A 7,918-nucleotide genomic window follows, 5' to 3' on the forward strand; every position below is an offset into this window, starting at 1 on the left:
TTAAGGGACGTTTACCTGTCAATTAAGGGACGTTTACCTGTCAATTAAGGACGTATTTGTTTGAAGTCATTTTAATGACGTGATATATTTTAGTCTCTAAATGATGTGGAATGTCGAGTATGTTTGCTAAAAAATCGAAAGACGAAGTTGTCAAAACTCATAGGTTAAACACAGCTATACAAAAACTATCACTTGCTGAGATTCGTCTCATGCAGTTGGCAATTATAGATGCAAGAGAAACAGGTACAGGTATAGACTCGGTGACCCCTCTACCTATCCATGCAAGTCGTTATGCTGATGCATTTGGTGTTACAAGGCAAACTGCTTATGAGATTCTTATTGATGCTGAAAACTCTTTATTTAGGCGTTATTTCACATTTCTTGATGAAATGGACGGCAAGCCAGTGAGGTCTCACTGGGTAAGCCAAGCAAAATATTTAGATGATGAAGCAATCATTGAAATAATGCTTACACCTGCTGTAGTAAAAGAGATTACACGTATTGATGCTAAGAAAAATAAAACTTTATTTACAAAGTTTGCGCTTGAACAGGTAGCATCAATGAAGAGTGTGTACTCTGTGCGATTATACGAGCTACTCACCCAATGGAGAAAAGCGAAAAAGGTAAGTTTTGCTTTAGATGTTTTTAGAGGGCAGTTAGGGATTGAAGAAAACGAATATAAAGCTATGAGCGACTTTAAAAAGCGTGTCTTAGACCTTGCAGTAAGAGAAATTAATGAAAAATCAGATTTGAATGTCAGTTACACACAAATTAAAAAAGGTGTATCGATAGTAGGTTTTGAATTCAAGGTATTAACTAAGAACAATCCTAAAAACACTAGACAAGAAAGTACTGGCAGAGACGCAGATACCGCTGATATGTTCACAGTTCAAGGTCTAAATGATAAGCAGCTTGGACGTATCGCTCGTAATCCTCGATTTATTACTGACTATAATCATATGGTCAGTCCGACCAGTCCAGCTGGACAGTCATCACAAGCATGGGAGTCTGAAATGATTAACCGCCTGAAAAAAGATGCTTCACAATTCAAAAAGCGTCCTATTCGAGAGTATCTTGATTATTGATTCATTTGTATGCTCAAGTTTTAGCGCTCACACAACCATTTATTTTAACGAGTAATGACCATGATAAAAATCGAGAATTTAACAATCAACATTAATAAGCTGTCAGTAGAGGAAGATGAGTTACTGGATTCTCAAATACCCTCAGTAGTACGCGACGAGCTTGTTAGTACATTACGTATTATTAGTGAAGACTCAAGATTCTCTGGTCAAACAGTAATTATTCCTGACGACTGTGAAAAGTACGGGTTTACGGAAGGAGAGTTTGATCTACCTGAGCTATTAGAATTTTTAGCAGACATGCTGGAATAGTAAAGCTCTCTTTTAATCTCAATTGTATGTAGTACAGGGCGGCAACTCATGGCTGTAAAAGATCTACCAGAAAAAGACAAAGCCATAATTACTGCTAGTTATGGTTTAAATGTAGCTGAAAGTAGAGTGATTCTGCTAGCAATAACTGTGGCTAAGGAATATCAGACTACAGCTGATTTGGACACCTTACTAGGTAAACGTATTGAAATATCAGCCATAAGGTATGTAGATATGTTTGGTATGCCTGAGCAGCCAGCGTATGGGCTTCTACAAGATGCTTGTAGAAGCCTGTTTAAACGCCAGTTTAGCTATACAGAACCCGCTGAGAATACAAATCTATGGCATAGAACTAGTCATTGGGTAATCGATATAGCTTATATGAATGAAGTTGAGACCGTAGCTTTCAGCCTCACACCCACGGTCATTGCTTTTATGGATGAGTTAGAGGAGCGGCTCAAGATCTACAACGTGCAAAAGGTAGCTAGTCTTACTAATGCACACACTATACGTTTATATGAACTTTTAACTGCTCTAAATCGCAAAAGTAAATCTCCACGAATCGATATTAAAGAACTAAGAGAAGAGTTGGGGGTTCTGGATCATGAGTATAAGCGTATGTTTGACTTTAAAAGACAGGTACTAGACTTCTCTATAGAACAAATTAACGAGCATACAGACATTAAGGTTAGTTATGAGCAGCATAGAAATGTGCGTACTATCAATGCTTTTACATTTACGATTGAGATGAAAAAACACACTTCCTAGTTTTAATTGAATATATAGCTCAAAACAATATTAAAAATAGATTATTGTCTGCTATATTAAGCTTTCTTATTTCATGAACCATATCGAGGTATATTATGAATAGCGGCTCTATAAAACTTCCACACAAGTGCCCCCAGTGCCCTAAAGTTGCAAATTCTCATCAAGAAATAGAAGCGAAGTTTGGGTTTCGCAATATGGGTGATGGAACAGTTAGAGCACAAAGCCAATGCAAAGAATGTCGATAGGCTTAGTAGCACAGCAGTATCAATATAATTAAAACTACTTTGTGTTGAGGATTGGGCTATGTCTGAGGAAAGAGTATCTTATAAAGATTTAGATGATGATGGAAAAAGAGAAAGAATAGCCAGCATGAAAGACAGAGCTGCGACAAGTAAAGAAAAATATGGGAAAGGTAGTTATTACTCTTGGGGTGAAACAATAGACGATATAAAAAATGCCAATGGAGCTGGGGAGACAGCAGTTGCTGGAGTAAAGTGGGCAGGAAAATCTCTGTTCAATATAGGAAAGTTTACGGTTGCCGAGGTCATCCCTGGATTTGCTAAAGCTGCAGCAGAAGCAGCGGAAGACAAATTAAAAAACAAAAAATAAGGTAGATTTGCCCAAACTCTCTTATAAACCAATAAAGAGCGATGCTCTTTTACTCAGAGTTTGGGCAATATTTTAAACTTCTACTCTATCGAACACCCAGTCTATCCAGCTTATTACAGTGCTACATCGTCTACCGAAAGTAGTTGTTTCTTTACCCACATTGTATAGTTTGCAGTCTGCTATTAGCTCTTTAACTCTCCTTACAGTAGGACGACTGCTTTCCTTTAAGTAGTCCTTCATAACAATATTGAATGGTTCATGAGACAAAAGAAGACTAACAAGTTCAAATTGTCTTTGCATAAGTGGTAGGCTAAATATTTCTTCACCTTTTTCCGTAAGCCTATATTTTTGTCCATCGTAGCTTACTAAATCAAGATATCTAGCGCTTGAGCCATAGTAACCAGCTTGCCTAATAACAAAACCGAACTCCTCTGAGATCTCTCTTTTAGACAAGCCATCATCTGTTTGATAAAGGAGTTCGCACAGATTAATTACTTTATCTAAATCATCTGATTGAGGAAATGAGAGATCAGGATCTTCTATGATAATTACATTGTCTGTTATCTCTTTAAGCCTTTCTAAGCTAAGTGAGTCTTTGACTATACTGTACTTCTCTTCCTTGACTAACTTTATTGAGCTGGGATCTTCTATTTTTTCAAATTGGTACTCACGTAAGTAAAAAACACCATCTGAATAAGTTAAAAATATATTTCTAACGGTTTTGTTTATCTGACGCTCTTTTAGTTTGTTAGTCCACGTTCTGTACGGATAATATATTTGTCTTATCAAAAAATCCTCATGTATTAGGTTTTTTACTTCGACAAGGTAAACAAAATTTTCAGACTCAAAGCCACCATCAATCTCAATTTGAGATTTTGAAACTGGTATTCTGATATCAGATATTTGAAAATCGAAAGATCCTGAACCCATTTTACCGCCTATTACATGGGTTATTTGATCTTCCTCAAAAAATGAACGCAGTATTCCGCACACGTTGGCACACAGTAAAGCCGTAGTTTCGCTACTGATATTCTCAATATCAATAGCTTTTATATGTTCAGGTAGTGTGTCAGCGCCATATGAGACGAGCTTAGTATTGTTTTTTATATCCTCAAATATATTAAACTTTCCAATGATATAGCTACCTCTAGTAATAGGGAGAATAGCAAACTCATTTTCAATAAACACCTTAGGAAGTTGTCTACGAACGTCGAACTTCGTCATTAGTCTAGCTTCTCGATAATTATTTATCTGACTAGACGTAATGATGAAAAATCCTTTTTCCTCTACAACATCCACAATCGGAAAATCGTCAAATATTTTCGACCATGCTATATCGTTCTTGGAATCACTCATAATTTCTCACTAGGACTTCTGTAACCTCGCCTCTTTTACTGGCCACAGAATTGATATGCCGCTTAGCTCCGACTTCTATTATCTCGAAATCTTTATATAAACCTTTTATCAGGGGAGTTGCCGAATTTGATAGTAAGAATTTGACACCCTTCTGATGTAATTTAACGCAGACATCTCTTAATCTTTCTTGCTGGTCAACGCCAAAACCACCTTCCACATATCCTGTGAAGTTAGAGCTTTTTGATATAGGATCGTATGGGGGGTCAAGGTAGACGAATGCACCTCTACGAGCACCTTTAAGTGCATCCTCAAAGTCTCCACTAAGTAATTCTATATTATTATTCTGTAGATACTTACTCACAGCTCTCAATACAGATTCATTGACAATATTAGGGCTTTTGTATCGTCCAAAAGGAGTGTTGAACTCGCCTGAACTATTCACTCTATAAAGTCCATTGAAGCACGTTTTATTAAGGTAGATGACTCGTGAAGCACGTTTCAATGATGATAGTTGATCAAAACCTTCTTCTCTATCTTGAACCCGAATGCTATAAAAATAGTCAGACTCGTTCTTATGCGTAGCTAGGTCTTCGATCAACTCTTCTACCTGATCTCTAACTACTGCATACACATTAATAAGCTCAGCATTGTAATCGTTAATCACAGCTTTTTTAGGTTGTTGATTAAGAAGGACGGCACCGCCACCAATGAAAGGTTCATAGTATGTGGAAATTTTGCTAGGTATCAACGGCTCAATGTCGTTCATTAACTGTCTCTTGCCACCGACCCACTTTAAGAACGGCATTACTAACTTGTTTTTGGCTCTTGCCACTTGTTACCTCTTTTTTTCAAATCACATCTAGTTTATTCGTTAGCTATAATAACATTATCTTTGTTTTTATCATCAAACGGCTGAACGTAATACATTCAAATAGTAATAGATTGACACAGCACCAGCTCAGTTTGAATAGTTTAAGAAACTCATATCAAACCCAGTAATTAAAAACCCATAGTTAGTGCATCTAAATGCTTGCTTGGACGCGCAGGTTCGCGTTCTGGCTGCTCTTTGACGTTATCTAGGGGTATGTCAACAACGTTCAATTTTAACGGCTCTGGTAGCTCTATATCTTTATACAAACCTTCGTGATACTTCTCTTTTATCTCAATGCCTTTAGCTAAGGTCCTTTTATTACGCTCATACTCTCTCGGTAATCGTGACACATAGGCTTTTTGTGCTGCTTCTATCGTATGTTCCTGCTTCTTATTAGCATCAAAATCTTTTTCGTATATATCACCTTTAAGCCTTACATGTATTGGCTCACCCTTTTTATTTCTCAGGTTTTTACAGCTTACTGAGATGAAATTTTCACTGTTTGCACGCTCTATTTTTAGTCCGAGCCGTCTCAAACTTAGCAATGCGCCTTCACGAGACTTAATCTGTCCTATATTAAAATCATATTCCATTCTTCGATTGATAGCCTCACGTAATACATCACGATTCGGTGGATTCTTAATGGTTTCAGCGTCTTTTTTAGCAGCTTGGCGGTCATAGCCTTTCATAATATAAGCTGAGGGTGGTGCGGAATTTTCTGAGTACGAATTAGTCAATCGCGCGCGCTCAGGCTCATCTGGATCAGCCAATCTGTACTCGTAATTAACAATGTTCTTAAATGCATTAACTCTTACCAAATCAGCTCCCATATAAAACGGCTGCAACCTTTTACCACTTCGTAGTTCCTGTCCTGGAATCAGAAAGTTTAGCTCTAAGCGACCGACTGGATTTGCCTCATCAATATCTTTATCGGCATGTTCAATCCACAGAATATCGTACTGATCACGCTCCAGTCCGCAGAAAATCACCTCCTCAAATTTTTTCATGATCTCGAACTTTTGCTTTTCTGTTAGCTCATTAGCGCGCTTCTCGAAAGAAAGAACACCGCTTTTGTATTTTTGTTTGTAAGGAGTCGTATTGATCAGATGCTCAGTAAGAACAGGATCGCCGCTTAGCACGCGCGCATGCTTACGAGGCTTCAATGGTAAACGTTTGGGTCTTAAAGCGTCAGAGGGGCCTTTTTCGCGCTCCTTCAACAGATAATTAGTCGCACCACTTGCAGGGCCTGTTCCATGGTCATGAAATTTAACGATCATCGTCTGCCTTCCTTGCATCTTCTAGGTTCTGATTTATTAACTCATGCATTAACTTTCTAATAGCGGTTATCTCGTTTAGCACTTGTTTATCTAACTGGTTATCAATATTTGCATGTCTTGTTATTTGATTTAGATTAGAACCAATTCGTCCAAGTTGACGAATTAAATTAGGATCGGCTATAGATACTGGTTTTGATTTTAACGCTAGATTTCTGAGCCATCGGCTCATTGTCTTTTCTGTCTGGCGCTTCTTTATTAATTCATGCTCATAGGAATTAACTCTAAGTGTTAGCTCAATTTTTCTTTGTTCTTTAATACCAGACTTAGGTGATTTGGAGGCATTCATAGTGATCTCGACGGCTTTTGATTTGGGGGGTTAAGGGGGGGCTTTTTCCCCCTTACCAGCACCCGAGGGCGCCATTAGAACGATAGTGAAAATGGGCGCACTAGGGACTGCTGGCTTAATAATGATATAAGGGCATTTTATGAGCACATATCGTTATTAAGCCAGTCTGTTTTTGGGTTAGTAGGCTATTATTTTTGGCAGAAGTCGGATTTATAGCTAATTTTGGTGAAATATCCCTATTTTCGTATCATTTTCTCTATTTTTGACCCTAGTTTTCTCAATTTTTCTTGGTAATCGCAGACTTATAACCAGAAAAACAGCCCGTCATACCCCTTCCGTCTCTTTCGTATGTTTTGCAGCCTAAAGTGTATCTGTTCATGCTTAGAAAGTGAGTTTTCATGCTCCAAACGTTACTTTTGACGTAGCTAGCGCACTCTCCCTGTTCCAAACAACACTTTTGATGCTCTATTAGCGTTCTATCCGTCTATTTTTGTTCTATTTTCCAATTAAAACTGTGAAATCTCTATTTTTAACTGCTAGTGGTGCTTTTGGCTCAAAATATAGATTAGTTCTTCTTCATGCTTCAGATGTTACTTTTCACGTAGCTAATACTCTCCTACTGTCTCAAATAGACTTTTTCCTGCTCATACACTAGCAGCATCGTTTCTAGCATTACTTTTGACGCAGATTTCGATGTGTATATACACTATTGTTGGTGAAGATACAGAAGTGTTGTTTTCCATGTAGATGTTGGCTATATGCCGTCTATAGATTACTTATTGATGTTTCTATTGTTACTTTTCACGTAGCTAAATGCTGTTTTTCTCAATGATCAGCCTGTGCCTATATCGAAACGTCTAATTCATGGTTGAAGTGTGAAGATTCCTCAGTTTAGCGGAGTTTCTAAGTTTTGAGACTGACTACGACTTACACATAGTAAATAGACGTTATCTGAATAGATTGATTTGGTTTGGTATTAGATATACGAAGACCACTAATAGCTTAATCTATTTCTAAATACGACTTATAAAATGAAGGTAAACATTAAATAATGTTATTTAAAAAATTACTTATTTGATTGCTAGAGTTGTAATAAGAACTATCTGTAGAAATACAGTATTTGAATTAGTAACAACCCTACTTGTATTTTTATTAGTTAATAATAAACAGAAAAGGTTTTTAAGGTTTTTAAAGCTTTTAAAGCTTTTAAGTGTTCTGAAAGTATTGCTATCAGTAGCTTTCAGACACCATTAAGGGACGTTTACCTGTCAATTAAGGGACGTTTACCTGTCAATTAAGG

8 protein-coding genes are annotated in these 7,918 nt (G+C 37.2%); 4 read left to right on the plus strand and 4 right to left on the minus strand.

Annotated features, from left to right (window positions below; all coding sequences use genetic code 11):
- The first annotated feature begins 119 nt into the window (after positions 1-119).
- The 4 genes from repM to PENNN9_RS11720 all read left to right on the plus strand — a co-directional run bounded on the left by repM (position 120) and on the right by PENNN9_RS11720 (position 2,768).
- Entirely contained in the window at positions 120-1,085 is a 966-nt protein-coding gene (repM, locus tag PENNN9_RS12590; protein WP_082638085.1) for a replication initiation protein RepM, read from the plus strand.
- Positions 1,086-1,145: 60 nt separating this feature from the next.
- The gene (locus PENNN9_RS11710; protein WP_058369846.1) at positions 1,146-1,394 is read left to right on the plus strand and encodes a hypothetical protein; all 249 of its coding nucleotides are present in this window, start codon (positions 1,146-1,148) and stop codon (positions 1,392-1,394) included.
- Positions 1,395-1,442: 48 nt separating this feature from the next.
- Positions 1,443-2,159 (plus strand): RepB family plasmid replication initiator protein, encoded by a 717-nt coding sequence (locus PENNN9_RS11715; RefSeq protein WP_058369847.1) that lies wholly within the window; start codon positions 1,443-1,445, stop codon positions 2,157-2,159.
- Between the two features lie 303 nt (positions 2,160-2,462).
- Complete coding sequence (locus tag PENNN9_RS11720) at positions 2,463-2,768, plus strand: hypothetical protein (RefSeq protein ID WP_058369848.1); 306 nt, start codon at positions 2,463-2,465, stop codon at positions 2,766-2,768.
- A gap of 72 nt (positions 2,769-2,840) precedes the next feature.
- Here PENNN9_RS11720 and PENNN9_RS11725 read toward each other — a convergent pair whose 3' ends face one another.
- From PENNN9_RS11725 to PENNN9_RS11740, 4 genes are all read right to left on the minus strand, one after another.
- The gene (locus PENNN9_RS11725; protein ID WP_058369849.1) at positions 2,841-4,124 is read right to left on the minus strand and encodes a type II restriction enzyme; all 1,284 of its coding nucleotides are present in this window, start codon (positions 4,122-4,124) and stop codon (positions 2,841-2,843) included.
- The gene (locus tag PENNN9_RS11730; protein WP_197409106.1) at positions 4,117-4,956 is read right to left on the minus strand and encodes a DNA adenine methylase; all 840 of its coding nucleotides are present in this window, start codon (positions 4,954-4,956) and stop codon (positions 4,117-4,119) included. Before PENNN9_RS11730 ends, PENNN9_RS11725 begins: the two co-directional genes overlap by 8 nt.
- A gap of 167 nt (positions 4,957-5,123) precedes the next feature.
- Positions 5,124-6,272 (minus strand): hypothetical protein, encoded by a 1,149-nt coding sequence (locus PENNN9_RS11735; protein WP_058369850.1) that lies wholly within the window; start codon positions 6,270-6,272, stop codon positions 5,124-5,126.
- Positions 6,262-6,618 (minus strand): MobC family plasmid mobilization relaxosome protein, encoded by a 357-nt coding sequence (locus tag PENNN9_RS11740; RefSeq protein WP_058369851.1) that lies wholly within the window; start codon positions 6,616-6,618, stop codon positions 6,262-6,264. The genes PENNN9_RS11735 and PENNN9_RS11740 overlap by 11 nt, the downstream gene beginning before the upstream one ends.
- Between the last annotated feature and the right edge of the window lie 1,300 nt (positions 6,619-7,918).

This window comes from Psychrobacter sp. ENNN9_III (assembly GCF_001462175.1).
Classification (GTDB): domain Bacteria; phylum Pseudomonadota; class Gammaproteobacteria; order Pseudomonadales; family Moraxellaceae; genus Psychrobacter.

Coding starts and splice junctions, on each gene's coding strand:
- PENNN9_RS11710 (WP_058369846.1), top strand. CDS start 1,146: ATGATAAAAATCGAGAATTTAACAATCAACATTAATAAGCTGTCAGTA.
- repM (WP_082638085.1), top strand. CDS start 120: ATGTTTGCTAAAAAATCGAAAGACGAAGTTGTCAAAACTCATAGGTTA.
- PENNN9_RS11715 (WP_058369847.1), top strand. CDS start 1,443: ATGGCTGTAAAAGATCTACCAGAAAAAGACAAAGCCATAATTACTGCT.
- PENNN9_RS11740 (WP_058369851.1), bottom strand. CDS start 6,618: ATGAATGCCTCCAAATCACCTAAGTCTGGTATTAAAGAACAAAGAAAA.
- PENNN9_RS11725 (WP_058369849.1), bottom strand. CDS start 4,124: ATGAGTGATTCCAAGAACGATATAGCATGGTCGAAAATATTTGACGAT.
- PENNN9_RS11720 (WP_058369848.1), top strand. CDS start 2,463: ATGTCTGAGGAAAGAGTATCTTATAAAGATTTAGATGATGATGGAAAA.
- PENNN9_RS11735 (WP_058369850.1), bottom strand. CDS start 6,272: ATGATCGTTAAATTTCATGACCATGGAACAGGCCCTGCAAGTGGTGCG.